The organism is Aeromicrobium sp. (assembly GCF_036676885.1).
In the GTDB taxonomy this organism is placed as follows: Bacteria; Actinomycetota; Actinomycetes; order Propionibacteriales; family Nocardioidaceae; genus Aeromicrobium.
This window is the reverse complement of record NZ_JAKFCB010000143.1, coordinates 1-3,188: the sequence shown is the minus strand read 5'-3', so window position 1 is coordinate 3,188 and position 3,188 is coordinate 1. Positions and strand designations below refer to the sequence as shown.

General features: G+C 70.3%; 3 protein-coding genes. All 3 read right to left on the bottom strand.

All coding sequences use genetic code 11. The features are described 5' to 3' along the window. On the bottom strand, nt 1-1,101 hold a 1,101-nt coding region (locus V6M46_RS07170), incomplete at its 3' end, for an acyl-CoA dehydrogenase family protein (RefSeq protein WP_332663305.1). A 1-nt stretch (nt 1,102) separates the two neighbouring features. Next, nucleotides 1,103-2,281 carry an acyl-CoA dehydrogenase family protein gene (locus V6M46_RS07165; RefSeq protein WP_332663304.1) on the bottom strand — a complete coding sequence of 393 codons (1,179 nt, stop codon included), beginning with the start codon at nt 2,279-2,281 and terminating at the stop codon, nt 1,103-1,105. A 64-nt stretch (nt 2,282-2,345) separates the two neighbouring features. Beyond that, nucleotides 2,346-3,188 (bottom strand): threonine/serine exporter family protein (locus V6M46_RS07160; RefSeq protein WP_332663302.1); only part of this gene is annotated, 843 nt, incomplete at its 5' end.

The following is a 3,188-nucleotide window of genomic DNA, read 5'->3' as shown; positions in this document are numbered from 1 at the left end:
GTGGTGCCGGCCGTCGCCGAGGGCGTGGTCGATCGCGGTGAGCCGGCTCATGTAGTGGCCGACGCTGTACTCCGCGGTCATGCCGATGCCGCCGTGCAGCTGGATCGCCTCCTGGCCGATGTGCCGGCCGGCCTTGCTGACCTGCAGCTTGGCCCGTGAGGCCGCCTCGACGACCTCGGCCGCTTGCGTTGAGCCTGTCGAAGCGTCGAGCAGCACCAGCGTGGCCCACGTGACAGTGCTGCGGGCGAGCTCCAGCGAGACGTACATGTCGGCCGCCCGGAAGGTCAGCGCCTGGAACGTCATGAGCGGCACGCCGAACTGCTTGCGCGTCTTGAGGTAGTCCGTCGTCGTACGCAGCGCGGTGTCCATCGCGCCGAGCGCCTCGTGCCCGTACGCGATCTGGGCCCGGGCCACGGTCGCCGCGATGGCGTCGGACTGATCGGCGCCGGCCTCGCCCAGCGGCGTGGCCGGGGTGTTGTCGAACACCACCTGAGCGGCGCGGCCACCGTCGAACGTGGCGTAGCCCGTACGCGTGAGGCCGTCGGCGTCTGGCTGCACGAGGAAGAGTCCCGTCCCGCCCTCGACCGCGGCGCTGACGACGAGCAGGTCGGCGCGGGCGCCACCCAGCACGGGCTCCTTGACCCCGCTGAGCGTCCATGCGTCACCCGTGCTCGACGCCTTGACGCCGGTGGCTGCGAGCTCGTAGCGGGAGGTGGGCTCGGTGTGGGCGAAGGCCGGCACGAGACCGCCCTCGGCCAGCGCTCCCAGGACCTCGGCGCGCTGCTCGGCCGTGCCCGCGGCGGCGACCAGGCCACCCGCCAGCACGACGGCCTCGACGAACGGCTCGGGCGCGATGACCCGCCCGATCTCCTCGGCGACGATCGAGACCTCGGCGGGGCCGGCGCCCATGCCGCCGTCCTCCTCGGCGAAGGGCAGCCCGAGGACGCCCATCTCGGCGAGGCGCTGCCAGGTCTTCTCGTCCCAGCCCGGGTCCTGCTTCGTCACGGCACGCCGCGTCTCGGAGGTGTCGTACGCCTTGGCCAGCAGGGCGCGTACCGCGTCGCGCAGGGCCTCTTGCTCGGAGTCCAGTTGGAAGTCCATGTCAGCCCTTCAGTCCCAGGATCGTGCCGGCGATGATCTGTCGTTGCACCTCGTTGGAGCCGCCGTAGATCGACGCCTTGCGGAAGTTGAGGTAGTTGGGCGTCGTGACCCGTGCCAGGTCGGGCACGTCCGAGCCCTCGCCGGCTCCGGACGCCAGCGCGAGCGGGCCGGCCAGGTCGACGAACAGCTCCGTGACGGCCTGCTGCAGCTCGGTGCCGCGCAGCTTGAGCACCGACGACGCCGGGTGCGGCTTGCCGTCGGCGGAGTTGGCGACGACGCGCAGGGCCGTCAGCTCGAGCGCGAGGATCTCGTTCTCGAGGTCGGCGATCTGCGCCGCGACCAGCGGGTCGTCGAGCAGCGACGTGCCGCCCGGTCCGGCTGTCCTGGCGTACTCCTTGGCCTGCGACAGCGTGCGCTTGGTCGAGCCGACCGGGGCGACGCCGACGCGCTCGTTGCCGAGCAGGAACTTGGCGTAGTCCCAACCCTTGTTCTCCTCGCCGACGAGGTTCTCGACGGGTACGCGTACGTTCTCGAACCACACCTCGTTGACCTCGTGGCCGCCGTCGATGAGCTCGATCGGCCGAACCTCGAGGCCGGGCGACCGCATGTCGATCAGGAGGAACGAGATGCCGGCCTGCTTCTTGACGGTCGGGTCGGTGCGGACCAGCGTGAAGATCCAGTCGCCGTGCTGGCCGAGCGTGGTCCACGTCTTCTGGCCGTTGACGATGTAGTCGTCGCCGTCGCGCACCGCGGTCGTACGCAGTGAGGCGAGGTCGGATCCGGCGTCAGGCTCGGAGAATCCCTGCGACCACCAGATGTCGAGGTTGGCGGTCTTGGGCAGGAAGCGTTCCTTGAGCTCCTGCGAGCCGAACGCGGCGATGACCGGGCCGACCATCGAGGCGTTGAACGGCAGCGGCGGGGGCACGCACGCGAGCTGCATCTCCTCGTGCCAGATGTGCCGCTGCAGCGGGGTCCAGTCCTTGCCGCCCCACTCGACGGGCCAGTTGGGCACGGCGATCCCGGCGGCGTTCATGGCCTGCACCGACTCGACGACCTGCTCCTTGCTGAGCTCGCGTCGGGCGGCGACCGTGTCGCGGATGTGCTGCGGGATCTTCGTCGTGAAGAAGGTGTGCATCTCCTCGCGGAAGGCTGCGTCCTCGTCAGACAGCTGAAGTTTCATGTACGACTCCTCGGCGATCGCGCCACGCGGCGCACCGTGAGTCTAGTGTTTTTTCGAACTTTATTCACATCGAGTGCATGTTTCCCTTCTTGGCCGCCTTGCGGACGGTTCTGGCCCGGAGCGGTCCGACGAGCCGCGGACCGGCCAGTCGCTGCTCGAGTCGCCGCGCCTCGCGCCGCAGCGGCTGTGCGACGTACTCGCCGAGGATGACGCCGGCGGCCAGCGAGATCGCGATCGCGGCGGCGCTGATCATCTGCAGGATCCCGGTGTAGTCGTCCGCGCCGAGCAGGGAGAGTCCGCGATAGATCGAGAGGCCGGGGAGCAGGGGCACGATGCCGGACACCACGATCACGAGCGGCGGCACCTGCGCCCAGCCCGCGACGGTGTAGCTGACGAACCCGATGAAGATCGCGGCGATCGCCGCCGGCCAGGCCCGGCCGAGGTCGTTCTCGGCGAGGATGAAGTAGATCCCCGATGCCGCTCCCGCAATGGCGGCGGTGGGGAGCAGGACGCGGCCCGGCGCGTATGCCGCGAAGGCGAAGGCCCCGGCACTCAGCGCACCACCGGCGACCACGAGGGGGAAGTGCGAGAGGCCGGAGACGGCCGGGTCGAGGGCGATGTCGACGCCCAGCAGCCGGCCGACGGTGAGCCCGCCGCTGACCCCGGAGATCACGCCGGCCGTCGAGATCATGACCTCGAGGATGCGGGCGCCGGCCGTGATGTAGAACTCGGTCAATGCGTCCTGGATCGCGCCGATGAAGCCGAGCCCGGCGAGCAGCATGACGATGCTGGCGGTGATGACGAGCGAGGGATCCGTCGAGATGTGCGCGGCTGACGCCCCGACCGCGAGCAGCGAGGCGAACAGCCCGCCGGCGACCTGCGCGTAGAAGAACGGCAGCCGGAGCCG

Coding starts and splice junctions, on each gene's coding strand:
- V6M46_RS07165 (WP_332663304.1), bottom strand. CDS start 2,281: ATGAAACTTCAGCTGTCTGACGAGGACGCAGCCTTCCGCGAGGAGATG.